At 59.9% G+C, this 24,886-nt stretch carries 23 protein-coding genes and 2 pseudogenes; 13 read left to right on the top strand and 12 right to left on the bottom strand.

What is annotated here, in order from left to right:
* From FVF58_RS02390 to FVF58_RS02405, 4 genes and pseudogenes are all read right to left on the bottom strand, one after another.
* Positions 1 to 1,893 carry an amidohydrolase gene (locus FVF58_RS02390; protein WP_149668320.1) on the bottom strand — a complete coding sequence of 631 codons (1,893 nt, stop codon included), beginning with the start codon at positions 1,891 to 1,893 and terminating at the stop codon, positions 1 to 3.
* Positions 1,890 to 2,180 carry a DUF1427 family protein gene (locus FVF58_RS02395; protein WP_149668321.1) on the bottom strand — a complete coding sequence of 97 codons (291 nt, stop codon included), beginning with the start codon at positions 2,178 to 2,180 and terminating at the stop codon, positions 1,890 to 1,892. Before FVF58_RS02395 ends, FVF58_RS02390 begins: the two co-directional genes overlap by 4 nt.
* Before the next feature lie 77 nt (positions 2,181 to 2,257).
* Positions 2,258 to 2,911, bottom strand: coding sequence for a hydrolase (locus tag FVF58_RS02400; RefSeq protein ID WP_149668322.1), 654 nt, complete (start codon positions 2,909 to 2,911; stop codon positions 2,258 to 2,260).
* A gap of 348 nt (positions 2,912 to 3,259) precedes the next feature.
* Positions 3,260 to 3,596 (bottom strand): annotated as a pseudogene (locus FVF58_RS02405) (carboxymuconolactone decarboxylase family protein).
* Positions 3,597 to 4,135: 539 nt separating this feature from the next.
* Here FVF58_RS02405 and FVF58_RS02410 point away from each other — a divergent pair.
* The 3 genes and pseudogenes from FVF58_RS02410 (at position 4,136) to FVF58_RS02420 (ending at position 5,262) form a co-directional block, all read left to right on the top strand.
* Complete coding sequence (locus FVF58_RS02410; protein WP_149668323.1) at positions 4,136 to 4,618, top strand: hypothetical protein; 483 nt, start codon at positions 4,136 to 4,138, stop codon at positions 4,616 to 4,618.
* A gap of 90 nt (positions 4,619 to 4,708) precedes the next feature.
* Positions 4,709 to 4,885: pseudogene (locus FVF58_RS02415) on the top strand (IS6 family transposase); the annotation flags it as partial.
* A gap of 74 nt (positions 4,886 to 4,959) precedes the next feature.
* Complete coding sequence (locus tag FVF58_RS02420; RefSeq protein WP_188130686.1) at positions 4,960 to 5,262, top strand: TolC family protein; 303 nt, start codon at positions 4,960 to 4,962, stop codon at positions 5,260 to 5,262.
* A gap of 52 nt (positions 5,263 to 5,314) precedes the next feature.
* On the opposite strand, the gene FVF58_RS02425 is transcribed toward FVF58_RS02420, so the two are convergent.
* Genes FVF58_RS02425 through FVF58_RS02450 form a run of 5 tightly spaced genes read right to left on the bottom strand, consistent with a single transcriptional unit; the run spans position 5,315 to position 11,096 of the window.
* Positions 5,315 to 6,004: a response regulator transcription factor gene (locus FVF58_RS02425; protein ID WP_149668324.1), complete on the bottom strand. Its 690-nt coding sequence runs from the start codon at positions 6,002 to 6,004 to the stop codon at positions 5,315 to 5,317.
* 31 nt (positions 6,005 to 6,035) lie between these two features.
* On the bottom strand, positions 6,036 to 6,407 hold the full coding sequence (locus tag FVF58_RS02430; RefSeq protein WP_149668325.1) for a response regulator: 372 nt from the start codon (positions 6,405 to 6,407) through the stop codon (positions 6,036 to 6,038).
* Positions 6,407 to 9,385: a PAS domain S-box protein gene (locus FVF58_RS02440; protein WP_281291111.1), complete on the bottom strand. Its 2,979-nt coding sequence runs from the start codon at positions 9,383 to 9,385 to the stop codon at positions 6,407 to 6,409. The genes FVF58_RS02430 and FVF58_RS02440 overlap by 1 nt, the downstream gene beginning before the upstream one ends.
* A complete protein-coding gene (locus FVF58_RS02445) occupies positions 9,370 to 9,675 on the bottom strand; it encodes a 2-dehydropantoate 2-reductase N-terminal domain-containing protein (protein ID WP_281291112.1) in 306 nt (101 codons plus the stop codon). The genes FVF58_RS02440 and FVF58_RS02445 overlap by 16 nt, the downstream gene beginning before the upstream one ends.
* A gap of 17 nt (positions 9,676 to 9,692) precedes the next feature.
* A complete protein-coding gene (locus tag FVF58_RS02450) occupies positions 9,693 to 11,096 on the bottom strand; it encodes an MATE family efflux transporter (protein ID WP_246216900.1) in 1,404 nt (467 codons plus the stop codon).
* A gap of 141 nt (positions 11,097 to 11,237) precedes the next feature.
* On the opposite strand from FVF58_RS02450, the gene FVF58_RS02455 reads away from it, so the two are divergent.
* A complete protein-coding gene (locus tag FVF58_RS02455; protein WP_246216901.1) occupies positions 11,238 to 11,696 on the top strand; it encodes a MarR family winged helix-turn-helix transcriptional regulator in 459 nt (152 codons plus the stop codon).
* A 389-nt stretch (positions 11,697 to 12,085) separates the two neighbouring features.
* Here the strand turns inward: FVF58_RS02455 and FVF58_RS02460 are convergent, their stop codons facing one another.
* Positions 12,086 to 13,255, bottom strand: a complete 1,170-nt coding sequence (locus tag FVF58_RS02460; RefSeq protein WP_149668326.1) for an MFS transporter — start codon at positions 13,253 to 13,255, stop codon at positions 12,086 to 12,088.
* A gap of 1,787 nt (positions 13,256 to 15,042) precedes the next feature.
* Here FVF58_RS02460 and FVF58_RS02465 point away from each other — a divergent pair.
* A complete protein-coding gene (locus FVF58_RS02465) occupies positions 15,043 to 15,231 on the top strand; it encodes a hypothetical protein (protein WP_149668327.1) in 189 nt (62 codons plus the stop codon).
* Between the two features lie 584 nt (positions 15,232 to 15,815).
* Here the strand turns inward: FVF58_RS02465 and FVF58_RS02470 are convergent.
* Positions 15,816 to 16,262 carry an ester cyclase gene (locus FVF58_RS02470; protein WP_149668363.1) on the bottom strand — a complete coding sequence of 149 codons (447 nt, stop codon included), beginning with the start codon at positions 16,260 to 16,262 and terminating at the stop codon, positions 15,816 to 15,818.
* Between the two features lie 384 nt (positions 16,263 to 16,646).
* On the opposite strand from FVF58_RS02470, the gene FVF58_RS02475 reads away from it, so the two are divergent.
* The 5 genes from FVF58_RS02475 (at position 16,647) to FVF58_RS02500 (ending at position 20,175) form a co-directional block, all read left to right on the top strand.
* Positions 16,647 to 16,835, top strand: coding sequence for a hypothetical protein (locus tag FVF58_RS02475; RefSeq protein ID WP_149668328.1), 189 nt, complete (start codon positions 16,647 to 16,649; stop codon positions 16,833 to 16,835).
* Between the two features lie 225 nt (positions 16,836 to 17,060).
* Complete coding sequence (locus FVF58_RS02480) at positions 17,061 to 17,492, top strand: hypothetical protein (RefSeq protein WP_149668364.1); 432 nt, start codon at positions 17,061 to 17,063, stop codon at positions 17,490 to 17,492.
* 706 nt (positions 17,493 to 18,198) lie between these two features.
* Complete coding sequence (locus FVF58_RS54640; RefSeq protein WP_149668329.1) at positions 18,199 to 18,426, top strand: thioredoxin domain-containing protein; 228 nt, start codon at positions 18,199 to 18,201, stop codon at positions 18,424 to 18,426.
* A 93-nt stretch (positions 18,427 to 18,519) separates the two neighbouring features.
* Entirely contained in the window at positions 18,520 to 18,771 is a 252-nt protein-coding gene (locus FVF58_RS02495) for a hypothetical protein (RefSeq protein WP_149668330.1), read from the top strand.
* A 243-nt stretch (positions 18,772 to 19,014) separates the two neighbouring features.
* Entirely contained in the window at positions 19,015 to 20,175 is a 1,161-nt protein-coding gene (locus tag FVF58_RS02500) for an IS30 family transposase (RefSeq protein WP_149668331.1), read from the top strand.
* 138 nt (positions 20,176 to 20,313) lie between these two features.
* Here the strand turns inward: FVF58_RS02500 and FVF58_RS02505 are convergent, their stop codons facing one another.
* Complete coding sequence (locus FVF58_RS02505; protein ID WP_149668332.1) at positions 20,314 to 21,600, bottom strand: hypothetical protein; 1,287 nt, start codon at positions 21,598 to 21,600, stop codon at positions 20,314 to 20,316.
* A gap of 646 nt (positions 21,601 to 22,246) precedes the next feature.
* Here FVF58_RS02505 and FVF58_RS02510 point away from each other — a divergent pair.
* The 3 genes from FVF58_RS02510 to FVF58_RS02520 form a co-directional block, all read left to right on the top strand.
* Complete coding sequence (locus FVF58_RS02510; RefSeq protein WP_149668333.1) at positions 22,247 to 22,873, top strand: tyrosine-type recombinase/integrase; 627 nt, start codon at positions 22,247 to 22,249, stop codon at positions 22,871 to 22,873.
* Between the two features lie 303 nt (positions 22,874 to 23,176).
* On the top strand, positions 23,177 to 23,401 hold the full coding sequence (locus FVF58_RS02515; RefSeq protein WP_149668334.1) for a hypothetical protein: 225 nt from the start codon (positions 23,177 to 23,179) through the stop codon (positions 23,399 to 23,401).
* A 587-nt stretch (positions 23,402 to 23,988) separates the two neighbouring features.
* A partial coding sequence (locus FVF58_RS02520) for a putative Ig domain-containing protein (RefSeq protein WP_188130687.1) occupies positions 23,989 to 24,886 on the top strand: 898 nt, incomplete at its 3' end.

Consider the following 24,886-nt stretch of genomic DNA (forward strand, 5'->3'; position numbering starts at 1 on the left):
TCAGACCGCCCAGCAGGCGCAGCCGAGCGCGCCCCAGAACGAACGCAGATCCGACGCCGGCGCATTGTTCGACCAGGCGCGCGCATGGTCGTGGCCATGCACGGCACAACCATTCGGGCAGCCGCACGATAACGCCGCCATCTGTTGCAACGAAGCCTCGCCTTCGCCCTTCGAATCCTTCCATGCCGCGAAGCCACCAAAGCGGCGCACGGGCGACCAGTCGGGCATCGCCGGAGGCGGCGCGTTGTCGTCGAGATGAGCGAACGCTGCACCGCCAAACACGATGCGGCCGCCGACAATCGTCAGATCCGCCACCGTACCTGCAATCTCGTCCTCGGTGCAGGCGAAAAAGTCGCGGTCGGGAACGATCAGGTCAGCAAGCTGCCCCACGGCGATCTGGCCTTTCTTGCCTTCTTCGCTGGAAAACCAGCTGACCTTCTCCGTCCACATCCGCAGCGCCGTATCGCGGTCGAGGCGATTGCGCTGCGGATAGAGGCGCAGGCCGCCGACCGTCTTGCCCGTCACCAGCCACGCAAGCGACACCCACGGGTTGTACGACGCGACACGCGTGGCATCCGTGCCCGCCGCGGTGCGCACGCCCTTCTCGAGCATGCGGGCGATCGGCGGCGTCGCCTCGGCCGCGGCCGCGCCGTAACGTTCGACGAAATACTCGCCCTGGTAGGCCATTCGGTGTTGCACCGCCACGCCGCCGCCGAGCGCCGCGATACGGTCCATCGAACGTTCGGAGATCGTCTCGGCGTGGTCGAAGAACCAGTTGATGCCGTCAAGCGGAATGTCCCGGTTGACCTTCTCGAAGACATCCAGCGGGCGGCTGATGGTCTCGTCATAGGTTGCGTGCATGCGCCATGGCCAGCGGTTTTCGGCGAGCACGCGCACGACCCCTTCCAGTTCGTCTTCCATCTGCTGAGGCATGTCCGGCCGCGGCTCGCGGAAGTCCTCGAAGTCCGCTGCGGAGTACACCAGCATCTCGCCTGCACCGTTGTGCCGGAAGTAGTCATCGCCCTGCTTGTACTTCGATGTCTTCGTCCAGTTCAGGAAGTCCTGCTTCTCCGCCTTCGGTTTCTGCGTGAACAGGTTGTACGCGAGACGCACGGTCATCTGCCCGTCGTTCGCGAGTTTCTGGATGACTTCGTAATCATCGGGGTAGTTCTGGAAGCCGCCGCCCGCGTCGATCACGCCTGTCACGCCGAGCCGGTTCAGCTCGCGCATGAAATGGCGCGTCGAGTTGAGCTGATAGTCGAACGGCAGCTTCGGCCCCTTTGCCAGCGTCGCGTACAGGATCATCGCGTTCGGTTTGGCAAGCAGCAGCCCGGTCGGGTTGCCGTCGCCGTCGCGCATGATCTGTCCACCGGGCGGCTCCGGCGTGTCTTTCGTATAGCCGACCACCCGCAGCGCCGCGGCGTTCAGCAACGCCCGGTCGTAAAGATGCAGGATGAACACCGGCGTATCGGGTGCAACGGCATTCAGTTCCGCGATCGTGGGCAGCCGCTTCTCGGCGAACTGCTGCTCGGTGAAGCCACCGACCACACGGACCCATTGCGATGGCGGCGTAACGGCCACCTGGCGCTTGAGCATGTTCATCGCATCGGCGAGCGTTCGCACGCCGTCCCACCGCAGTTCCATGTTGAAGTTCAAGCCGCCGCGCACGACGTGTGTGTGATTGTCGATGAGTCCCGGCAGAACGGATCGTCCCTTCAGGTCAATCACCTTTGTCGCAGTACCTGCCATCGACATGATGTCGGCAGTGTCGCCAACGGCGATGAATTTCCCGTCCTTGATGGCGACCGCGCTCGCTGTGGGGTTTGCCCGGTTCAGCGTCGTGAAGCGGCCGTTGCGCAGGATAAGATCAGGGGATGTTGCAGATGTTTTCACGAGCGTTTTTCCTTGATATTGGCATTCTCGCGGCTAGCCTGCTTGACTGAGCAACGGTTGGGCAGCATCCCGGGCATGTGCGCCGCATCATGCGACTCGTGCGGAGCCGTCGAAGTTGGCTGGCCGAAAAGAAGATACTTGCTTACGGGAATGATCTGCTCGCCGCCCAGGATGCCGAGCAGGCCGATGAGCGCGACGAGCGGCGGCGCCGGCGAACGCACATGCATCAGGCTGTAAATGACGCCGACCAGCTCGCCGGCCCCCAGTGACAATAAATACACTTTCATCAACTCACCTTGCTCGCCTCGTCGGATCACGAAAACAGTGGCTGGCGCGCGTACGCGCCGGCCACTGTTGCGCGAGGTCAGTGCCCCTCGCTGCCGCCGAACATGGTCTTCGCGTAGATCAGACCGAGACCGTAACCGCCGCCGTGCTGGATCGATGTTGCCACCGTCTGGTTGTACGTTTCGCTGCGTGCCCAGTCGCGTTGCAGTTCGAGCAGGTACTGCAGCGACGTCATCGGGCGTGCACCTAACTGGATCATCCGCTCCATGGCGCGCTCGTGCGCCTCGTCGGAGACGTCGCCGCAGGCATCGGCGATCACATACACTTCGAACCCCTGCTCGAGCGCCGACAGCGCCGGTTCGACGATGCAGACCGATGTCCACATCCCGGCGAGGACAATCTTGCTCTTCCCGATGGCGTTGACGCGCTCGGCAATGCGCGCGTCTTCCCATGTATTCATGGTGGTACGGTCGATAACGTCCACTTCGGCGAACACCGAGCGGATCTCGTCGAAAATCGGGCCCGAGAAGGTCTTCTCGGCGACCGTCGTGAGAATCACCGAAACGTTGAACTCCTTCGCGGCCTTTGACACGAGCGCCGCGTTGTTGCGCAGCGAGACGGCGTCGATCGATCTGGTGGCGAACGACATTTGCGACTGGTGATCAATCATGATTAGCGTGTGATTGCTGGGGTCAAGCAGTGTCTTGCCTGGTTGGGCTTTGGCTGTGGGCATCATTGCCTCCTTTGAATTGCCGGTTGTTACTGGGAAGAAGGGGGTGTCCCCGATAAGTGCGTCGTTCGTTGGGGTAGTCATCGTCAGGTTTCCATCGTTGGGGAGGCGCGTTCATCAGCGCGGCCTCTAGATTGCTACAGTGATTTCGAGTTCTTAATGAACCATTAAGAAGTGCTAATTGTAATCACCTATATTCGAGCTATCGAGAGTGTGAGTCAGTTCGTCACAAGAGAGCTAGAGAAAGCCAGGAGGCCGGATGTGGGGAATCTCGAACCTCTGTCGGGTAACCGGGCGGAAGCGTGGGGTCGCTCATGATGGGCTTATGTCAGTGTGTTTGAATGATTAGGCTTACTTCAGCTTGTCCATAGCATCCAGCACGTGCGTGCTGCACGTTATGGCAGCGCCGGTGTTCAGGTTGATCGCAACGCCCAGTGCTTCTGCGATCTCCTCATCGGACATGCCGAGCTTCACGGCTTCGGCCGCATGAAACGCAATGCAACCATCGCAGAGCGTGGCGACTGCGACGGCCAGCGCGATGAGTTCGCGCGTCTTCGCGCCGAGATATGGGTATATGCGCCGGCACCAGCGACAAGGGCACAACCGCGGACGGTGTCCGGCGTGCGTGTGGACAGTCCTTTGAGGCGAGAATCGATGTTCTGAATCGTATTTTTTCCCAATCGAGCATGAGATAAGTCCAATAGTGATGTATGGGATGTAGACGCGAGCTCACGCTTGAGCACCGAAAAATAGCCCGGGGCATAGCGGGAAGGCCATGCCAGTCGAGGAGTAACCCATTTGGAGCGTCGGTGTGCGAACCAATTTAGGGTATTCCCAGCGCAGCCGCAATTACACTTTGTGATCAGGATGACACGACACTCCTTCCCACGAATATTGAGGTGTCGCTAACACCATCGTGCAATGGCGCTCTGCACCGCCTTCGGCCTAACCTCGCGTCCTGGACGACAACTTTCAGGAGTTTTTCCATGCCACGCGAGTGCAAGCCCTTGACGCCCGGATTCGATAAACGACATCGACCCGAAGCTGGCGAGGAGCGGGTCGGCTGTGCGGCCGACCAGTGTATCCACCGGCATGTATTTTCATGTCAGCGCAGGTGCAGGTGCGTCGCCGCCCGTTCGTAGCATCAGCCGTTCAACCCGCCCTTAGGCATCTCAGCATGGCGAGTTCGTAATAACAGCACACGCCCCGCCCATAGGAGGAATTCTCGTGGATCACTGGAAAACAGCCGACTTGATCAACCCGATGGACTACAGAGAGGATTTTTCGAAACCCATTCCCAAGGATCCAGCGGAGTTGACACCTAAATCGGAACGCCTGTTCAAAGCATCTGTCATCGTTGTCTGTGGCTGGGCAGCGTTTGAGGCGCCGCTGGAACTCGGCGGCTCGATCGGCTCGACCTGGCTGATCGCCCTGGTGGCGTCGAAGGTACTGATGGGCCTCATTGGTACGCTCGCCATCGCAAACCTGCCTTTTGCCCGCCAAGTCTTTACCTTCTTCTGCGGAGCGAGCGTACTCGCCATAGCACCTGCCTTACCTCTTGAGTACACGCATAGTGTTGCAATTGCACTCTTCTCGACGGTTGAGTGCGGTGGCAAAGCAGCATGCGTTGCATCGGTCGCAATCGCGTCGTTGGCAGGAGACAGTTTTAGCGCCAATCTGAGCGTAGGAAAATGCACGGCCGACGACTAAACATGAGCTTATCGAGCGTGTTGGGTTTGGCACTACCTCCAATGTCCAGTGGGCACTGTCAGGTCGTTGGTTCGGTCACGTAAGATGGTGATGACGAAATCGAAATCGCTTTATCACGGCCGCCGTTTCCCGGCCGAGGTCATCGGTTGCGCTGTTCGCTTGTACTTCCGCTTTCAGTTGAGCTTGCGCGACATGGAGGAACTGCTCCTCGAGCGCGGTATCACCGTGACATACGAGACGATCCGACGCTGGTGCGATAAGTTTGGCAGGGGCTTCGGCCACCGGGTGAAAGCGGCGCGCGCACGGCCAGCAATGTACTGATCACGCAGTACAACCAGGCCGTGCTGAACGCCGTGTGCGATGTCGCGCTAGCGGGTAGCAGGCTTCAGGACCTCGACGAGGAAGCCGAGCTGCAGGTACAGAAGATCGATGCCGTGTCGTTCGCCCAGGCGAGTGCGCAAGCGCGCTATAAAAGGGGTGTCGCGAGCCGGCAGACGGCGATGGACGCCCGCCAGGCTGTGTTGCTCGAACGCATCTCCATGCTGGAAGCCGACGGGCAGCGCCCGAGTCAGGACATCGCGATGTCGAAGGCGCTCGGAGGCGGGTATAGCGAGGAGACACCTGTTGCGCTGAGAGTACAGTGATGCGATATCCAGACTGGCGCATCCATCGGAGTGCAGGGACGCGCCCAATCCTTCACGGGACGCCTTGCAGCGCCGCCCTTGGTGCGCGGCCAGGATGAAGTCTTCCCGCCATGTTTATCAGTTCGGCGAGCGAGCGGGCGTTCATCTTTCGCATGGCGTGCTTTCGGTGCACCTTCACTGTGATCTCGCTGATGCCCAACTCGCCTCCCACCTGCTTGTTCAGGAGGCCGGAGACCACCAACGCCATGACCTCCCGCTCGCGTCGACTGAGTGACGCGTAGCGATTCTGGATCGCCTTGATCTCGGCCGCCTCGCTCAACGCCGCGCGGCTGCGCTCGATGGCATGCCGGATGGCATCGAGCAGAACCTGGTCGTCAAAGGGCTTGGTGAGAAAATCAACCGCCCCACCTTTCATGGCCCGCACCGTCGTCGGGACGTCGCCGTAGCCGGTGATGAAGATGATCGGCATGTCGGTACGCTCGGATGCAATGAGATTTTGCAGGTCGAGGCCGCTGAGATCGGGAAGACTGAGGTCCAGCACCAGGCAGTTCGGGACCATCGCGCGCGGGCGCCCAAGAAAGTCCTGCGCGGAAGCAAACGTCTCTGCGGTGAGACCGGAAAAGTGGATCATTGCCTCAAGCGACTCACGCACCGAGACATCGTCATCGACGACGAAGACGACCGGCGTGGCTTGCGCCGACGATAGTTCCAATTCACGTTCAACTGCATGAGCGGGTGTCATTGCGAACTCCATTCATAGGTACCTGGATGATTTATTCGAGCCGGAGCGCAGCCTGGATCGCCTCGAGCAGAGCGGTGTCGCTGAATGGTTTGAAGAGACACTCGACGGCACCCTGTTCGAGCATGCGTGGGCGGAGGGCCTCGTCACCATGCGCCGTGATGAAGACGATCGGAACGGTTTGCCGGCGCCGCCGGAGCTCGCGCTGCAGGTCGCGGCCGGACATGCCGCGCATGGCGATATCGAGGATCAGGCAGTGCGCTTCGCCGACACAACCGGAAGCCAGGAACTCCTCCGCCGAAGCAAACGGCCGGGCTGCAAAGCCGAACTCGCGCAACAGGTCCGGCAGCGATTCGCGCACCGACTCGTCGTCGTCGACCACCGCGATAAGCGAGCGTTCGGCCATCACGGGTTCCCCACGGTCTGCTCCGTGTCCGTGTCCGCTGACAGGCTCGTGTTAACAGGACGGTCTGCCGCCGCCATGCGCTCCGGTCGACACGGGATGGTGAATGAAAATGTGGCACCAAAACGCTCGTTCGTGGTGGCCCACAGGCGCCCACCGTGGCTTTCGATGATGGAGCGGCTCACAGATAAACCTATGCCCATACCTTCCTTCTTGGTCGTGTAGAACGCATCGAAGAGCATACCCGCGTGCTGCGGGTCGAAGCCCACTCCGGAATCGGTCACGGCAAGCCGGACACAGTCGCCATCGTCGCGTTCGATCCTGACCAGCATCTGCCGCGGACGGTCGTCGACGCCATTCATCGCCTCCACGGCGTTGAGAAGCAGGTTCAGCACCACCTGCTGGAGCTGAACCCTGTCGCCTTTGACGGGTGGCAGGTCAGCGGCCGTTTCCAGCCGTAGCACAATCCGTCTTTTGCGGACCTCGAAGCGCAGCAGCTCGATAACGTCATTCGCGGCTTCGACCAGATCGACCGCATCCGTCGTCACGGCCTTCTTGCTGAACAGTGCGCGCAGACGCGCTATCACCTCCGAAGCGCGGTGCCCGTCGCGGATCGTGCGTCGGACGGTCTCGAGCGCGCCCTCGACATTAGGCGGCCGCGCGCTCAGCATGCGCAGGCCGGTGCTAGCGTTGGTCATGATGCCGGCCAGCGGCTGATTGATCTCGTGCGCAATCGAGGCCGTCAGCGCCCCCAGGCTGTTGACCCGGCTTGCGTGGGCCAATTCGACGCGCAGGCCGTAGAGCGCTCCTTCGGACTGCCGGCGCTCGGTGACATCATGGACGGCGCCGATGTAGTCCAGCCAGCCCTGCGGGTCACGCGTGGCGTGAGCCTGAATGCGCACGTACCTGACCGAGCCGTCGGACAGTAGCAGACGGTGTTCGAGCTCCAGGTGCTCGCCGTCTTGCGCCCGCTCGATCATTTCATCCAGTAGATGAAGGTCGCCAGGGTGGACTCGCGCCGCGATCATGTCCATCGTGATCCGCACCCCTGGATCGATCCCGAAGATGCGATAGAGCTGTTCCGACCAGGTGAATGAGCCAGTCTCTGGACGCCAGCAAAAGCTTCCGCTCAAACTGAGCTGCTCCACCTTGGCCATAAGCACCGCGCTCTTGCGCAGTTGCTCCTCCGCCTGTTTGCGCGCCGTGATGTCGTGCGTCACGCCCAGTTGCACGATCGCTCCGTCACTGTCGTGCATCGGCGCGGCATGGGTTTCCAGGTGCCGACGCACACCGTGCAGCGTGATGAAGTCGAATTCCAGGAAGCCATCCTTGCCCGAGCAAATGTTCCTGTTGAACTCGACATATCGCGCGCGATGCTCTGGAGCGACGAAATTGAAGTAGCACTTTCCGATCACGCCTTCCGCGCGCGGCGAACCGAAAGCGCGGCGTCCAGCCGAATTGACCCACAACAGCGTTCCGTCGTTTGCGAGAACTGTCACGCATTCCGGTGTCGTGTCCACGATCGCGCGGAAACGTTCCTCGCTTCGCTTCAGTGCGAGGTCGCTCCGTGCACGCTCGATCGCAATGCTCGCAATGTGTGCGAGTTGTACGATCAGGTCGGATTGAAACGGAGTAGGGGCTCCGGGCTCAGACCGAAATATCGTGACAGTTCCCAGCGCTTCGTGTGTACGCGACAGAATCGGCGTTGCCCAGCACGCGCGCAGTCCGTGAGCGAGACTCAGGTCGCGCCATGCTCGTGGCCAGCGTGACTCGGACGCGATATCCGATGTGATTACCGGTTCCTTGAGGGACGCTGCCATTTCACTGGGCCCCGAGTCACCGCGGACGGGGCTGCCACTCGGAGGATAGGTGTAGGTCGCCCCGAGGCTTGGCGCATTCACCCGCTGGAATGTCATGTCGCCGGGATCAATCAACGAGATGCTGCAAAGGCAACCGCTCGCGATCTCTTCAACCAGCCGGCATAATTCATCAAGAACCTTGGGTAAATGCAGCCCCATGGCGACCATTTCGAGCAGGCGCTTCTCGCCCGCCAGCAGCGCCTCCGCCTGCTTGCGCTCTTCGATATCCGTCTGCAGGAAATACCAGAGAACGATTCGGTCCTCGTTGTCGCGCAATGGAAAGCCCTGCACGTGGAACCAACGATAGACGCCGTCGGCCCTGCGATGACGCGATTCCGCGTCATAGGCCTCGCCCCTGCTGAGCGACGCGCGAAACCGGGCAATAACCGCTTTTCGGTCATCCGGATGGGTCAGGTCGTTGGTCTTCCATGCCCTCAGCTCCTCGAGGGTCACCCCGGCGTAGTCGAGCGTGTGGCGGTTGGCGTGCAAAACGTCACCCTCCGGCGTAAAAAGGATGACCCGCGTCGGCAAGCTGTCCACGATCAGCCGAAAGCGCTGCTCGTGGGCCCGCAGGGCAGCTTCGGCCTGCTTCCTGTCCTCTATGTCCGTGTCGATCCCGCACCACTTCACGATTTTGCCGGCAGCGTCGGTAATCGGGCTGACACGGCATAGAAACCAGCGATACGTGCCATCGAAGCGACGCATTCGCGCTTCCGCCTCGCCCCGCTCGCCGGAGGTGACGACGGCTCGCCAGGATTCAAGCAACGCGGGCCTGTCGTCGGGGTGGACCGCCGTCTGCCAGCCCTCGCCCGACGCTTGCTCTACGGAAAGTCCCGTATATTCGCACCAGGGGCGATTGACGAATTCAATGCGGCCGTCAGGCAGGGCGGTCCATACCAGACCCGGGAGCGCATCCACAGTACGACTGAGCTCATTTTCCATCGCGGTTTTTCCTGCACGCACGCTATCAGCGCGAGCTTTTTGACTTTCGACGTCATGACGGATGATGCCGTCGGCGCCGAGCGCTGTTGCAATATATGACACGCCGCCCGCAACACGCTCGCGGCCAAAACACGCATCGAGGCGGTCGTACATGCGAAGGCCGTTCAGGAATGGATGCACGACCGCATGCGAACCGACTGCTGGTGCGAAATCTGTGATCGCGGCGTCAAGGGGGCGAACGCATTGCGGCTCAGCAGAACCAGGTCATATGCCGACTTCAGCGTGTCGCCTTGCACTGCGTGCACTGGCGCGTCGAAGTCGCCGAGCGCGCTGCGCACCCTCAGCCCGACGGTTGCGAGCACGGCCGCCCGCCTCGGTCGCACGAGGAACGTGACGTCTGCGCCTGATTCGAGCAGCCTGGCGCCGTAATATCCGCCGATAGCACCGGCTCCTAGCACCAGGATTTTCATTTTGTAATCCCTATGATTCAGCTGCCGCGGCGTTGGCTCACGACGAACAAGCGCCCTGACGCGACCGACCAGAGGATGATTGCACCGTACGTGACCGCTGCGCCCGCGCCGATTGCGAAAAACAGCGGGAGCGATCCAGTGACTCGCAGAGCCAGCGCGCCGACGCCCGCGTACAGCGCGAGTCGCAGCGCCCCCGCTCCGAGTGGCCATGCGAGCCGGCCCGCGCCTTGCGCTGCGAAGTACAGCGAGAAGCCAAGTCCGAAGAAACCATAGAACGGGCCGATGATGCGCAGGCAGGTCGAGCCGGTCTGCAATAGCTGTTCGTTTGCGCCGAACAGGACCAGCCATGCGTGCGGCCAAAGCGCTGCCGCGATGCCGACCAGTTCAGCGAGTACAAACGCCATCGCGCCGCCCGTCAACGCGATGCTCCGCGCGCGTTCGCGCTGCCCTGCGCCGATGTTTGCGGCGACGAGCGCGACCATCGGCGCGCCGAGACCGAATGCGATTGGCATCAGCAGATATTCCAGGCGCGCGGCAGTGGCGTAGCCGGCGAGCGCCGCAGTGCCTGCATACGCGCCAACGGAAGCGCCGGTCAGCGCGATCAGGGCGTTCGTCAAGAGCGGATTCAGGCAGGCCAAACCACCGACCGTGAGGATGCCGCGCATCGGCGCCCAGTGCAGCGGGCCGCGCAACAGGCGGGCTGGATTGCGCCCGCTCGCGCAATACCAGCCAAGTATCGCCGTGCCCGCCGCGTAAAACGCGATGAGCGCCCACGCGCCTCCCGCGACGCCGAGCCGCGGCAGTGGCCCAATGCCAAAGATCAGGCACGGCGACAGTGGAATCAGCAGCGCCGCCCCTCCGCAGATCACGGCGCCGGGCACGGTCATGTTGCCGGTGCCGCGAATCACGCTTGCGAGCGCGTTCATCGCCCACATCAGCGGAAGACCGGCTAACACGACGTGTCCGTAAGTGTTGGCGGCGTCGAGTGCCGGGCCGTGTGCGCCGAGCATCTGGAACAGCGGCCGCGCGATAGCCGGCAGAATCACTGAGAACGCGATGCCTATCAGGGCGTTAAGCGCCACAGCATGGCGCGCGAGCTGACCGACCAATGCCATGTTGCCGGAGCCGAGGCTACGCGCGACCGACGACGAGATCCCACCGCCCATCGCGCCTTGCGACATGTTTTGCATCAGCATCAACACTGGCACGACCACCGCGATGCCCGCAAGCACCTGAGTGCCGAGCTTCGCGAGAAACCAGGTTTCAATGAGTCCCGTCGACGACTGGGCCAGCATCATCAGCATGTTTGACCAGCCCATCCGCGCGAGCAGTGGCGCAATCGGCGCTTCCAGCATCGCGCGCAGGCGCGGGTGGGCCGCGGGGATCGTTGGTCCTGCGGCTCCGGCTGGGATCGTATTCATCGAAAATATTGGCATATGCAAATAGATTGATTTGCAATGTACTTGCATATGCCAATATTGGTCAAGTTGCTTTAAACTGCGTCCATGGGCCGGGGCAGAGGATGTTCCGGCAGGTCATCGAATATAACGGAGTAGCACCCCGTGTCACCGTCGAGTCCCAAAGATCCACTCGTCTGCAATGGCGCCGCGCTGCGCAAGGCTACGCGCCGGCTTTCGCAGCTTTACGACATGGCGTTGACGCCGTGCGGGATCAGCACGGCGCAGCGCTCGATCCTCGTTCAGATTGAACGAGCGGGTAGCCCGACCATGACCGAACTGGCGTACGCAATGGTGCTCGACCGGTCGGCGCTCGCGCGCAACATCAAGCCACTCGAACGTGACGGCTATCTCGTGCAGAGGCCCGACGACGACGATGGCCGGAGTCGCCGCGTGGAGCTTACGCTGGCCGGCCGCGCCAAGCTCACCGAATCCAACCGCCTGTGGCGCAAGGCTCAGAACCGATTCGAAGCGGTGTATGGCGAAGAACGTGCGGCGGCGTTGCGCGTCGCTTTGGCCGAGATCTATTCGGACGAATTCGCCGCGGCATTCGGGCAACCTTGACCAGCGGTGGCCGTCGCATATCGCGGTTCGGCGAGCGCCAATTGCCCAGTGGTCCGATCCGATCGATGGCAGCAGGGGCAGCAGGGGCCGCAATGGCAGCAGCACTTCGGCGGATTCAACCGGTGGATGCAATAGTTTGCTGTAATTTCGGAAGACAGACATGCGTCAGCCCGGAAACCGAGCGGTGCAGATCACTATTCTTTCGATTCGAAATGCTTGTGGAAGCAGACATCCATGAGTCCCGCCTGCGCCATCAGATCGGCGGGCGCCGTGTCGTCCATACCGCTTTTGCGGAAGCCGCTGGATGCGGCTTCGGCAATGTGCCGACGGGTTTCGGCGCCTTCCTGTCTGGACTTTCTCAGGCTATTTTTTTGATCCGGACCGTTTCGTCATGCGTTCGATAGCGCATCGATGCCACGCCTGTCCCGCACGATCGCGAGCAGCAGCGCCGTCAGTCCACACAAGGCGATGAGCGTCAGCAGCGTGCCTTTGCCCCAATGGACCAACACCCAACCTCCGAGCGCCGGAAAGCCAAACACGCCGATGAAATATGACGTGACGAACCACGTTAGCGTGGCGTGCCGATACGTTGCACTGGAATCGTTGACGGCCTGAGTCTGGATGATCGGATAGACGAGCCCGTACCCGGTGCCGAGCAACACCGCGCCGGCCGCATGGAACAACACGTGATACGGCACCGCGAACATCGCCGCGATACCGAGCAGCATCAGCACGAGCAGCACTTTCGTGGCGACTTCGCGACGCACCTTGATCACGAATTGCCCGAGCAGCCATCGCGTTGCCACGACCGTAACGGTGTAGACGCTGAAGAATGTGCTCGCTTGCGCACGAGTCCCTTGCACCATCGACATCTGGAACGTCATCAAGCCCGAGAACACACAGGCTCCCAAGGCGATCATGGCAATCGGATAAACGGCGCGCGTACGGAAGATCGCGCGGGCGTCGCGCAGCCATCGTTCCTGTACCGGCGAGGCGTGCGTGCGCGGCGCGACCCGGCCGAAGATCTCCAGCATGAGCGCCGCGATCACGCACAGGCCGCCGATCATGTAGAGCACGCTGCCGACCGTCCAGTGCCAGTAGCGAATTGTGAACGCCGCGAGCGCCGGACCGCCGCTCATGCCTGTCATCTGAAACGTGCCGAGGCGGAGAAACCAGCGGCCGCGATTCGCATCGCTTGTGCGCTCGGCCAGCGACATCGGAGCGGCCAGATAGAATGCGCCCCAGCCGAAGCCCATGAGGAACCCGGGCACTACGTTGAACGGGCTCACGCGCTCGAAGAACGCGAAACCTGCGACACCCATGCCAACGCATAGTGCTGAGAGAGCGGTCATGCGCGCGGCCCCGATGCGCTGAGCGAACCAGCCGACGAGCGGCACGCCGATAAAGGTGCCAACCATCGCCCCTGCGAGGGCCTCTCCAGTATCGAGGTCATTTCCGCCGAGGGTCCGGAAGTGCATCGAAAAGAGAAAGGTCGCGCCATACCCGCATGCCGTGAGCAAGGTACCGACAAGCACGAAAAGGGCGCTGAATGGGCGCATAGTGGATGTCCGGGTCACCGATAAAAGCGGGCGCGTGTGCGAGTGGATGCTCCCGCTTCTCATGATCGCATGACGGTTAAGGGCGTGCAGTGCGAGGCGCGTTCAGCGGCCAAAGAACGGTCTGCGAAAGCTCACCGGTCTCGCGCGTGCTGAGCCGTGGACTGGCTTACGCGAGATGCCTCTATTGGGCTTTCGCGGTCTTGCTGCTCGCCGCCCCTGAAACCACCACCAAGTTTCGGATTAAAGCACGCATGCTGGATTCGTGACAGAGAGTGATCGATATGCCGTTTTGGCCGGAATAGAAACCGGCCCGACGCTAGTCTGGTATATACACAGGGAACCCTCGTGGCTCCCTTTTGTATTCATCCGCTGGATATGCTGGCGGCGAGTTGGGACAGGACGCTTCTGACGCGGGCGGCAATGAATCGGACGGCCGAAGTAGTCTTGTAAGCTGCCTTTTGTCTCTCGCTGACTCGATCGGCCGGAGAGGGTCGTCATGAGTCGGGCGAAGGCCGGCCGATCAATGTCGGGTAAGTTAAAGGTGAGCGATGGGATCCGGATGGACACATGTTCGGTTGAGGGCAGGCGGGCGCGGCGGCTACACTGCGGCGAAACAGTTGGGTTGGTAATGTGGGTGTGCTTACTACGGGAACGTGCTGGACCAGCAGGAACCACTCCGGCAGCCGGGAGGCGAGGGCGATTTTCTCAGTGCTTCTGTGGTGACGGTATATCTGACGGTATCAGATCAATAGGCATCACAAAAAGCCTTTAAATTCAATGATATTCAGGTGCAAAAGATAATGGAGTGGGAGTAATCATTGAAATAATTGTCTTTAAAATCAATGGCATACGTTTCGTATCGAATTATTCGCATAAGCTCAAAATTGACGAGAACAGGGCGCTAACCGATTGAAAAATATGGGGATTTTTGTCATTTAAATAATGCCCTTCCGGGTTGCAGCGGGTCCAATTTGACGGTAATTCTGACGGTATACGCGGGCAGCCTCTGCAAAGGCCCGTTTGATACCGTCGGAGGCATTGACGGTATACGTGACGGTATCTGGATCCGAGTGACAGGGGCTCTCGATTGCTGTGACGCCGATGTGTCAGTAGTTCGATTTCGCGGGTGTTTCGGCTCCTGATCAGGCTCCCGATTGACGTCGGATATTAAGTTAGGATGACATAGTTTATTGAGGGTTGGCTCGCTTCCCGAGCTTCGTAACCCGGACTCCATGTCAGATCGAGCCTATGTCAATAGACATCGGGAAGAGACCGGCCACGAGGCGTTATTCGCACATACCTTCGTTTTGACGTTCAGACGACGGGTCGCCATCTGCAAACGGTCACTGGACTGCAAAAGACGAACGTTACTTGATCGGCCATTGCGGTCGTTGGGACGATCGCCGGCCATGGACCGCTATGGGTTGCACCGCAGTCTTTAGACCGCCCATCACTTCGAATGACGACTTTTCGCCTGCGCGAGGACAGCGCTCGCCCCCTTACCGTCACTCGGGCCGCCGCGATTGCAATGACCGCCAAGCTGGCCGACTGGATGGCGGTAGAACCTTTGAGAGGACAGCATGCGGATCGTCCGTTGCAAAGGCTCCCGAAAATGCTCACCTTAAAGACGGTCGTGCTCCGACATGTAGCGATTGATTGTTGGTCCGCGTCCATCACTCTTGCGGGCATTCTCCCGTCCCGACGGCCTTCGCCTGAGTGGCATGCTCCGTGCTCTCTGACGACTAGGTCCGCAGACAAGCTGACCGCGCTGCCGAAGGAGCACGACGATGACTACGCTGACCATCAAAGACCTGCCGATGAACAAAGACCTCGAGCATGCAGCGCTTGCGCGCGTGAGCGGCGGTATCGGCAGGACGCCGCCTCAGATTCAGGCATGGGAACTGTCGGGCAAGCCCGCGACCTGGCAGGGACTCGTGCTCGGCGACGACGGCCAATTGCATCTGCCGACGCCATAAACCGCGAGGCCTGCATGCTTGCGCCGTTGCAAACCGTGCGGACGCTGCCCGTTCAGCTGACGGCGGCTATCCGTCGAGGATCGCTGAACATGTCACAGCGCAATTGGGATGTCGTGATCGCAGGCGGCGGCCTTGGCGTGCCGATCGGACAACCGCGGGTTCCGGGTTGACGCCTGTGGCGAAATAATAGGAAGAGGCTGCCAAAGTCACCGCGATGAAAATTCGTGCGTCGGCAGTAGGATTTCAACGTCCAATGACCGGTTGCGGACGCAGAGCCGAAGCCTGAAAGTCCGACTAACGGTACGAGCGAATGACCCATCATGGCCGATAGCATCAGTTCGAGCGGGTTTTACAGAGACGAAGTCGGAGTTTTCAACGGCCGCTTTCCGGCCAGGCGGGCGAACGCGTACTGCGGGCCAGTTTCGGTCGCCTATCGTCTGCGGCCGAGCGGCCGCTGTCGAACTGGTTTGAGCCGGTCGCCCAGTGGACGGATAACGCCACAACGGGCCGGTGTGCGCCCGGCCCGTTATGGCGTTAGATACGCACAGCATTGCTGAAAAACTGCTGAAGCGCTGTGCCTTCGATCACGCTGCCTTGAGGAGTCCAAGTTGTTGCAGCGCCGTCACGCCGTCGTCCAGCCCGATTTCTTCGACGATCTTGCCCCCATTGAGCCGCAGCACGGTCGTGCCAGTGAAGCGCATTGTCCGTCCGGTCGCGGCCGGCAACGATCCAATGAGGAAATCGCTGAATGCCGGACCGGTATGTGTGCCTCCACCCTCCCAACGGCCGACTACATAGTCCCCCTCGGCGATGAGATCAGCGGCGCCCCAGAAGTTGAGATCCGGAAACGCTCGGCGGAAATCGGTCATGAATGCCTTGTCCTCGCGGCCACGGCGCGCCTCGTGCAGCGAGTATTGAAGAAGCATGTCAGGAGCAGCAAGTTCGTCGACGATGTCGAGGTTGCATGTCTTGCCCCAGAAATCGGTGAACCAGCGGCCCACGACGGCCTTGTTGTCATCTTCCCTGGACATGGTGAATTCCTCATTGACTGTGGTTGAAAGAGGGAAACGCAATCGCCTCCCTCTGTCTGAACAGTATTGGCGCCAGCAGTCAGCCGCCCCCCGTTTCTTGCTGCAATACTCGATAAACCGACACGCGTCTTGTGGTGGCGATGGTCACTACGCGCGTCGTTCGTAAGCGACGGCGCCAGGAGGCGTAGCGACGTGAAATAGACAGCAAGAATCGGGGTGCCTGTGCCGACCTGCTGCCATAACCTGTCCATGCGATCGCACAGTAACCGAGGCCGGCGGACGAAGGGCGGTGCGCTCGAACCGCATGCATCTTGCGGGCGCCCGGAGCGCCAATTCCGTCATCGGCGGATCGCTCGCCTGTCCCTCATTGAAAGGAGTTCAACCATGCTGCCATTTCTCTCGTTTCACGCGCTCGCAGCCCAACGCGGCGATGGACTGCGCCCTGAACTTCTAGCCTTATTTGAACGCTATGCGCGATCAGAGACTGGTCTCGCTGCCATCATCGAACCTGTCGAAACAGAGTCTCTTTCCCACGTCGCAGGCGCCGTCTCCAATGGTCCTGTGAAGGAGTGACGGGCCGATGAGGCGTCGGCGAACGTCTCATGCTCCCGCTGGAGCGGACAGTAGGTCGCGAGTTCTGAGCGACTCAAACGGGTCGACCTGAGCCGGCCGCCATCCGTCTCAGCGCAGCCAGTTGCAGACCTTCGACGTGCCGAGGAAAATTGACGACGATGTTCCCAAGAAACGATTGCAGGTCGAGCTCCGTCGTCGGAGACGCCATTGAATCTAAAAGGCAACATGAGACGACTGTTCCTCGCTGCACTTGCAGCCACCTCTTTCGCGGCTTGCGTTCATGCACACGGCAATGCTTCCGGCCCGCTCGTCACGCCCTCGGGCAAACTGCAATTCATGCGCGTTGGCCGCGATTTCGTGGGAATGCTCGACAAGGAAATTTTCGATCGCATCGGCGCGAACACGCTGACGCATTTCGATGAAGTTGGCAACGCAAATAACACCGTCACACGCATGCTCGTGCAGACCGATTCCGGCCCGGTGCTGTACGACTTTCGTGACCATCCGCCACTTGTGCAGCGCTCGGATAAGCGCATGACCCTCAGGCGCGTGTTCTGGCAACGCGACGAAGTCGTGATGCAAAGCTCGCAAGGCTGGTTCCGCTTCCAACGCGGCGTGCTAACGAAGCTGCAGTCGTCTTCGACGACGTACCATTGATCGCGCGACAGGCGAACACACGCTCGCCAGCGATGACATACGCCGCCTCGCCGCGCACCCCGCTGCCTTTCTCCAAGTTGCCTTAGCTTCTCGTGGGTCGCGCTGAGCCCGTCGTCGCGCGACAGGGTCCGGCCACAAGGGGCCAATCGCCGCCCCGAACTGAACGGCAGCCGCCAGACGTTACTGGTCTTGCCGCATTGCTGAGAACACATCCTCTACCCAGTCATGGTAATTCATGGCGCGCTCACGGCGAACGCCAACTATCACAGCCAGGCGAACACGCAAACGCCATTGGCAAACTAATCAAATGTCTGTGCACGACAGGTTACGTTCGGACACACTTCGTTGCGAATCAGAATTCGGCCACCATCTACAATCGGCGCACGGAGAAAAACATGATCAGACTTTTGTGTGTTGTTGCGCTTGCGGTTAGCCTGTCAGGATGCATTGTCGCTCCGCCATACGGCTATGCGCCTGTGCCAGCCTATGGAAATGCGCCAGCGTATTACGCAGCGCCTTCCGTCGATGTCGGCATCGGTTTCGGCGGTTACGGGCACGGCTGGCGAAGGTAGCTTCGTTGCGGCACCGGCTCCATTGACGAACGTGTCGCTCGAGCCGAATACAGGCACGGCAGTCTCTAAGACGGTTCCAGTTCATTGCCCTGACCGGGGCACCTACTGTTGAGAACCGAAAGATCGGCGCTGAAATGAACAGTTTCAATTCGGCAGCCCAGATCTGCCTGACGCACGGCGTTTCCCGCCCGGCGGCAATGATTTCCGCGACAAGGGTGATGGCGGGACTCGACGCCGCGGAGGCACTTGACGTACTGCAAAGCGGAGACTACTCCGATGAGTTTCGTGCGGAAGAGCGGCGATACCAGGCGATGGGCATCCAGCCGGAGCCGGAGATCGTTTTCAACCATCGTATCTTATGAGCGGCGGACAACCCGTCGGAGCCTTCGAGCAAGTTATCCAACAGGTTCGGCCGAAGCGTGGAGTGGCATTTCTTGTATGGGAGAATCAGAGCGATGAAGAAGACGAGAATTTCGATCATCCTGTTCGTACTGGCCGTCCTCAGCCCGCTGGCTCATGCAAGCCTGGCTACAGGCGCCCACGAGTTCAAGAACGATGTCAAGACGGCCGGAAAGAAAAGCGGGCATGCTGTGCGCGAGGCCGCGCACGCGGTCGGCCGCGGTGCGAAGACGGCCGGCCATGCCGTTGCCGATACAACAAGGCACGGCTATCACGCGACGAAAAAGTTCGTGACGGGGCACGCATAAAGGTCGCTTCCCGACCAAGATCGCCCGACCGTATGCAACTGCCGTGGAACCAGGTGGCTGCTGCTACATCATGTGAGGTAAGACGCCCGGCAGTTTACGTGTGGCGTCATCGGGCACAGGCCGGCCAAGTGCCGACATTCGCTGATCGCTTAAATCACCAAGATGAACGGCAGCAGCAAGGCGGCGGATTCAACCGGTGGATGCAACACACTTAAGACTGCGCAAGCAGTGGGAGTGTTGCAGATGAAACAGCGACGCCGGATTTTTTACAGCGAGAAGCAGAAAGCGCTGATGTGGGAACGTTGGCGGAAGGGAGAATCTCTCCAGAGGATCGCCCAGCTTTTTGACCGGAACCACTCGTCAGTACAAGGGATTCTGGCTGAGACAGGCGGGATTCAACCACCACAGAGACATCGATCGAGATTGGCGTTGACGCTGGCTGAGCGCGAAGAGATATCGCGGGCGCTTGTGGCTGACGACTCGATCCAGTCGATCGCCATGCGACTGGATCGAGCTCCCTCCACGATATGCCGGGAGATCAAGCGTAACAGCGGACCAGATGGCTACCGGGCGAGCCACGCCGACCAGCTTGCCTGGGATCGGGCACAGCGTCCCAAAGCCTGTAAACTGGTTGAGCACCGAACGCTGGCGCACATCGTGGCAGGCAAGCTCCAGTTGCAGTGGTCACCGCAGCAGATTGCCGGATGGCTCAAGCGTGCGTACCCAGACAACGAGGACTACCACGTGTCCCACGAGACCATCTATCGCAGTCTCTTCATCCAGGCCCGTGGCGCCTTGAAGAAGGAACTGCTGGAACATTTGCGGCGCACCCGCGCCATGCGTCGTTCGCGCCACCACACTCAGAAGACTGACGATCACGGCAGGATTCGAGACACGGTATCGATCAGCGAACGCCCTGCGACCGTTGAAGACCGGGCCGTACCGGGCCACTGGGAAGGTGATCTGCTGTGCGGTAGTGGCAGCAGCCAGATTGCAACCCTCGTCGAGCGTCAGACGCGTTACGTCATGCTGGTTAAGATAGCCAGCAAGGATAGCGAGACCGTCATCAACGCGCTCATCAAACATGCCGGCAAATTGCCGCAGGAACTCTACAAATCGCTGACATGGGATCGGGGAACGGAGATGGCCGGACACAAGCGTTTCACTGTGGCCACTGATATCCAGGTCTACTTCTGCGACCCCCAGCATCCATGGCAGCGCGGCTCGAACGAAAATACGAATGGACTGTTAAGACAGTATTTCCCGAAGGGCACCGACCTGTCAGTGTATTCACAGGCTAAACTTAACGCTGTGGCAAGACGATTGAATGAGCGTCCGCGAAAGACACTGGACTACGAAACGCCCGCCGAACGATTCCAGCAAACTATTGCATCCACCGGTTGAATCCGCCGCCTTACAGCCGCCGTTCGCGGAACTCGCTAGCATTGGGTCATCAGTCAAAGCCGTCTCCAAGCCTTTTCATTAACGACGACTCGGCGCTGTCTACTAGCAACTGAGTGAAAATTTCAGGGACTACGGGCACTAGAGTCCGATCGCTCCTTTAATCGCTTCTTTCGCCAAATCGACCCCAATCTTCTCCGCAATACCTAACGTCCATTTGCCTGCTGTCTTAAGGTATTCGATCGTCTTCGGGCCATTCTTTTCACGAGCACTCTGCTCAGCAGCGGCCACTGCGCCCAAGGCAAGCTTTTGGTCGGCTTCGACCGCCTCGTGGCTCATCGCCTGCTGAAGCCGGGTTAATTCGTCTGCGAGCCTAACGAGGTCGATCTTGCCTTCTAGTTGATTCCATACCTGGGTGAACGAGATGTCGTGCGCGTGCGCTTGCGGACCGACCGCACCAGTCTGGCCAGAAACGTTGTATTGATCGCCCATGATTGCTCCTACAAAGAGTTGCCGCGTGCCTGCCTCATAGTTGCCCGCAAGATCCCCAGCCTGCAATTGCATCCTCACATATCGCTCGATGGTTTCAGGCTGTTGCGCGCTCAAAAAATTCTGCTCAAACAGATCAAACTCGTCTTTAAGTACCTCCTCTAATGAGAGGCCACCATGGAGGTCGACAATGCGCGGTTGGAACTCCCGTGGAAATTGACCATTGAACGGGTAGGCTCTGTTAGTAGTGAGCGTTATTGAAGGCAACGCGGCGGCGCTGACCGCGCCGGCCCAGTAGCGCGAGTGCGATGTTCGGGAGTCAACGCAGCGAAGTGTGATATGGAGGATGGCGAGATGTTCGAGCGGATCGAATAGCAATGGGTTATCCGTATGCACCTTCTCGAGATTCACGACACGGTAGCCACGCTTCTCGACGAATTGCGTGACCACATTGCGATCTTGTGTGGTCATAGCTGTCATCCCGATCACACCGCAACCGCGCTGACCCGAGTTGGGCTGGTACCTAGTAGGAGGTGGCTCACCCATATACGCCTTCAAGGCTCGCAAGGCATAGCTGTGCTCTCGTACTTGTCTAAAATAAGTGCGATGTGAGAAGCGCTGCTGCAGAACGCGCGGCGGCAGGATATTGTCGACGAGTCGGTCGTCAACAAAAGCGACTACCGGCATACGTGCTCGCAATGCGAGCCCAACTTCGAACAAAATGTATGGGGAAGGACCGGTCTCGCGCCAAGTCAAAACTGCAACCATTCCATCGCAGCTTCGACGGTTCTGCTGAAGCTTTGATTCGCTGACACTTTGTGACGGAGGATCGAAGTTGACAATCATAGACCCAGCTTGTTCGATAAGCATACCGAAGTATTGATTTACCGCGGCATCTTCTTCGCGATAGCTGTGAGCCCAGTAGACGATCGTAGACATGACTAGCGACCTACCTCGGGTTTTTATCAGAAGCCCCGCCTGGTGCTTTGGTCCAGACGTCGGCACCCACTGCGCGGCCGTACATAATCTGATTCGGCAACAGCTTTCTTGTAGGGTCTACCGCCCATATGCGGCAGGGGTGTTCCATGTCGAACGAACTTGAAACGTGGCGATCGGCCGTCGAACGATGCGAGCTGTCCCGACGTGTTCAGGCTCGCTGCGCGATCGCGTCCGTAAACTTCAACAAAGCACACGAACCACAAACGCATATATCGATCGAGTATATGCGTTTGTCAGATACCACGCCACCAAACCACGGGCCGGATCGTTCAGTCTTATGAGATTTTGGTTGGCCTGCGTCAGCGGCATGAATGATCATCAGGAGCAGGATTCAACCGTCTCCTGTTGGCCGATCGGATTAGCACGCGCGCGGGCTTCGCAAGGTGGACATTCACTTGCGATAAGAAGGCCATGAGATGGTCCGCAAAGGCAGGAAGCCGACAGTGACAACCTCCGCTCAATGGCAGTTCAACACTTCGGAAGCCGTCATTCGAATGACGCGTAGGCGTAGGTCCGCAGTGGGTCGGACAGCGCCCACCGGCAGCCGGCGCAGACTAACGTTCCCTTCATTTGAAAGGAGAACGTCATGGAAACGCCCGCGATCGACACACCGGTGCGCGTCCCGTGGAACAAGGGGAAGTTCACAGGACAGAAGCCGCCATTGAAACTGAAGGAGATCTGGGCCATCCGGATTCGCCTGCAACTTTCGGCGCGGACACGTGATTTCCCGATTTTCAACCTGGCCATCGACAGCAAGTTGAGAGCGTGCGATCTGACCAAGCTGCGAGTGCGTGACATTTGCCACGGCCAACACGTTATATCCCGGGCAACGGTCATGCAGCAGAAAACGCAGCGTCCGGTCCAGTTCGAGCTCACCGAGCAGACCCGGGATAGCGCGGAAGCGTGGATAAGGACCGCCGAACTGTGGCAGTCGGACTTTCTGTTCCCGAGCCGGATTCACGGGTCGCCGCACCGTTCAACGCGTCAATACGCTCGCCTCGTGCATCGCTGGATCGCATCGATTGGTCTCGATGACACGGCATATGGAACCCATACCATGCGCCGGACAAAGGCATCATTGATCTACCGGCGCACAAAGAACCTGAGGACGGTCCAACTGTTACTTGGTCATTCCAAACTTGAAAGCACAGTTCGATATCTCGGCATTGAGGTTGACGATGCGCTTGAGATGGCCGAACAGACTGAGGTCTGAACTACAGACATGCCGGACGGCGGTCGGTCGCTGCCCGGCCCATGAAGAGTCGTTCGCCCCCGCCGTCGCCCGGACGTCTGAACGGCGCCGGGGCTGAAGCTGGTCGTCGACACCTGCGCCGGCAAGCGGCGGCCTTCGGGTCGTTGTCGCCGAGCGACCTTTGAAGCACCAAGGGTTTGTACCTATTCCGACAACTGTCAATTGTTCTGCAAGAGCTTAATCACAAGCCGCCTCCGGCCTAGACTGAAAGCACTGAAACGCAAACGGGTGTTTGCGGAAAATCAAGCCCTGGAGGTAAGGATCATGAAACTTGTTCAATCGCTCGTCGTGGCCGCTGCTCTCGCTATTCCGGCTGTATCGTCTTTCGCTCAATCGAATGAGGCGGCCGCACCGGTCAATTCTCTATCGGGAACCCCTCAGCATCTGCGTTCGTTCCGTAACGATGTTTCTCGCTTGGGCCACAAAATCCAGGGTTCAATTCGTCCGGATGCAAACGATGGGATGAAGCCGATTTACTTCGGTTCGTAAATCACCGGGGTTGAATGCTACAGGCCACTGTTGACGTCCTTGCTTTAGACCGTGGGTATTCTGTATTTGCAATGCATCGAAGCGCGCAGATCAATCTGCGCGTTTTCGCTTTTTCGAAAACCGTCCTACTGTGCCTGCATCTAGCTGCGAGCGATGTCCGCCCTTCGGGGTCGACTTCTATCGACCGCATTGGGCAGTGGTCGGCCAGTTGCTGTCATTCACCGCTACTCCCAAAGTGGCATTCGAGCGACCGCTTCGCCTCTGAAACCTGTCGAATATGCTACTTGTGGAGGTCAGCATGACCTGACCAATCATTGGCGAACCATTGGCGTCTTCGAGAAGTATGAAACGTTTGACGCTCGCACGCCTTTCCCCAAACGAATTGCTCGGTCTCGCAGCACGTACGCGGGGCAGCCGAACACCGTTAGGTGATTCCATGACCGCACGACAGGAAACTTGACGACATGAACGATTGACGCCAAATGAACGAAGACCGGGGCGCCCGCGCGAGACATCCGTTCCGCAATCGGCTGACAAATACGACCCCGCGACCTATCCTTTATCCATTCGGCTCCGGGATCGTCGTCATGAAGATCATGCGTCGCCTGACTGGCGTGGTCACGCTGCTCGCTTTGCTCATTGCGGGATGCGGCGGTGGCAATGGCATTGGCGGCAGCGGTGTTACGCAGACGCCGCCATCGGGGTTGACGGAACGGGAGACACTGGTGGTGTACGTGCAGGGAAACGAAATTATCCCTAACCTGCCAAGCAGCAGCGGTGGTGCAATCACCAACTACAGCGTGTTTCCTCCGTTGCCCGCCGGCCTCTCGCTGGATCCCGTGAGTGGCGCGATCACCGGCACGCCGTCCGGAACCAGCAACGCCACGGCGTACGCGATCACTGGCAGCAATGCGGCGGGCACCACCACCGCGCGTGTAGAGATCGAGGTCGACGCTGCACCGGTCACGCCTGACACTCTGGACTATCTCAACAGTTCCATCGACTATGTGACCAGCGCGCCGATTACGCCCGACGCGCCGATTGCCACGGGTGGCGAGATCACGGAATACACCGTGTCACCGCCGCTGCCTCAAGGTCTCACACTGGACCCGCAAACCGGAGTCATCACGGGCACGCCCACGACGCAAACCCCACCGACGGTCTACACGATTACGGGCAGCAATGGCGTCGATACGGTCGAGACTCAGGTTACGATCGGAGTGGATGCGCAGGCCCACCCGCCCATGGGCCTCACCTACAGGGACTCCGCACCGGACTATACGGTCGGCTTCGCTATCGTCGCCAACTTCCCCGAGTATTCAGGTGGCGAGATCACGCAATTTTCGGTTTCGCCCGCGCTGTCGCCCGGGTTGAGCCTAAACATGCAGAACGGTGAGATTAGCGGCACGCCTGCGGCGCCCTTCGCAAAGACGACCTTCACCGTGACCGGCAGCAACAGCGCGGGCGCCGTCACGGCGCAAGTGA

It is taken from the genome of Paraburkholderia panacisoli (assembly GCF_008369935.1).
Lineage (GTDB): Bacteria > Pseudomonadota > Gammaproteobacteria > Burkholderiales > Burkholderiaceae > Paraburkholderia > Paraburkholderia panacisoli.